Source organism: Acinetobacter sp. MD2(2019) (assembly GCF_035615615.1).
GTDB lineage: Bacteria > Pseudomonadota > Gammaproteobacteria > Pseudomonadales > Moraxellaceae > Acinetobacter.
In genome coordinates, this window is record NZ_VTDU01000058.1 from 1 (window position 1) to 1,467 (window position 1,467).

At 31.2% G+C, this 1,467-nt stretch carries 4 protein-coding genes; 2 read left to right on the top strand and 2 right to left on the bottom strand.

What is annotated here, in order from left to right; translation table 11 throughout:
• Both I2F62_RS13005 and I2F62_RS13010 read left to right on the top strand, forming a co-directional pair.
• Positions 1 to 170, top strand: a 170-nt coding sequence (locus I2F62_RS13005; protein WP_324625223.1) for an IS1 family transposase, incomplete at its 5' end; no start/stop codon positions are given.
• Between the two features lie 222 nt (positions 171 to 392).
• Positions 393 to 599: a hypothetical protein gene (locus tag I2F62_RS13010; RefSeq protein WP_324627407.1), complete on the top strand. Its 207-nt coding sequence runs from the start codon at positions 393 to 395 to the stop codon at positions 597 to 599.
• A gap of 128 nt (positions 600 to 727) precedes the next feature.
• On the opposite strand, the gene I2F62_RS13015 is transcribed toward I2F62_RS13010, so the two are convergent.
• A complete protein-coding gene (locus tag I2F62_RS13015; protein WP_324627408.1) occupies positions 728 to 1,081 on the bottom strand; it encodes a transposase family protein in 354 nt (117 codons plus the stop codon).
• Positions 1,082 to 1,116: 35 nt separating this feature from the next.
• Positions 1,117 to 1,467: transposase (locus I2F62_RS13020; RefSeq protein WP_324627409.1), on the bottom strand; the 351-nt coding region annotated here is incomplete at its 5' end.

A 1,467-nucleotide genomic window follows, 5' to 3' on the forward strand; every position in this document is an offset into this window, starting at 1 on the left:
AACAATTGATTGGTAAGTTTTTCACTGTGGGTATTGAAGGAAATAATTGTCGATTGAGGCATCGCATCAGGCGAGGATTTAGGAGAAGCTGTAACTTCTCCAAAAAGCTTGAGAATCATTTCAAAGCGTTTGATTTAGTGTTCTTTTATATCAACAATGGATCCGTCTAATGCCAGCATACTTTTTGAAACACCACCTATTTTTTTATAGATATAAAATTAGTTATTGGTTCTTTGATAGCATTTTTTATATTTAGACATACAGTATACGAGCCATATTTTTTGTATACTACGATCTTTTTCTCTATTATGTATTTATCAACGATAAAGTTTTTATTAAAATATCAACCATCTATTGATCTATCATATGGTGTTTATTTGTGGGGGTTTGTTGTGCAACAAATTCTAGCTTTATATTTTAACGATTTAGGAGTTGCTTTCAATCAGATAACTTCAATGTTTATTTCTATTTTTTTTGCATATATAACATGGAATTTAATTGAAAAACCATTTATTGATATAGGGAAAAGATTGATTATTAAAAATACTAATCAATCTAAGTTTTATGTGAAAGACTTAAAAAAAAGCCTTAATCTTTAGAGCAACTTGAATAAAACATCCGGAGTCTTTTTTGAAAAACTACTTAATTAATTAAACCCTACAATTATCGAAGATAGTATCATATAGGAGTGGTATTTGGGTTTTTAAGAGTAGACCTCTTGCATAAATCATTTTTTAAGCAATTCCATGTTGTAAATTCCAGCAATCAAATTTAGACGTAATCCCATGCGGTTACGTCTATTTCGATAGCGTTCAGAAAGTATTTTAAATACCTTTAATTTCCGATTGATGTGCTCAATACAAATACGTCGCTTACCAATTTCACGATTAATTTGTTTTTGTAATCGGCACAGTGCATGCTTTTTACTTGCCTTAAATGGCATGAGACATTTTATGCCTAATTTCTCTAACCCCTGATAACCTTTATCTACAAGCAGTAATGCTTGATAATTCTGCTTTTTACGATGTTGTTTAAATAGTTGAAAATCATGAGTTCTACCTTCTGAAATAGCCAATGACAAAATCTGCTTTGTTATAGCTGGATTAAAAAAGTTTACTACATTTCATTAAATGCTATATCTAAAGCTTCGATAACATTTTTCTGTTTTTGACTGACAATATTTCGTACTTTTCTTTTTAAAACTGACCATGCTTTTTCAATCGGATTAAAATCAGGGCTATACGTTGGTAAATACATGAGTCTGGCATTGTATTGAGTAGCCAATTCATCAATTTCTTTCCCTTTGTGAATCGAAGCGTTGTCTAAAATTAATAGGTATTTTGGGTGCTGACCACTTTTATCTTTAGGTAAACCTTTGAGTAAATATTCAAGCCATCCAGCAAAAGTGCTGCGATCACATGAACCCTGAAAGATGAAGGGTGCAATGAATCTGAAGGCTGCACTTGA